Here is a 246-nt window from a genome sequence, read left to right as displayed (position 1 = left end):
ATACTGCATGACGCCGGGGTTGATGCCGTCGAGCCCGTTCCAGGGGGTGTGGAACATCGACCAGCCGCCCTTGTCCGGCGCTTCCTTGCTCGCCCGGCGCTGCACCACCGTGCCCCAGGCGGCGACCCGGAAGTCGACAGTCATGCCGAGCCGGCGCAGCAGGTCGTGGCCGCCCTCGCCGAGGGCGGCCAGCACCGGCTGGTCGCTGGCGCTCATCCGCACCACCGTCTCGCCGTTGTATCCGGC

The 246-nt window shown here is 71.5% G+C and carries 1 pseudogene; it reads right to left on the bottom strand.

From position 1 onward, the window contains the following. Nucleotides 1–246: pseudogene (locus tag AC0IW9_RS31620) on the bottom strand (ABC transporter substrate-binding protein); the annotation flags it as partial.

The sequence above is a fragment of the Belnapia sp. AC561 genome (genome assembly GCF_979252845.1).
This window is presented reverse-complemented; position numbering and strand designations above follow the sequence as displayed.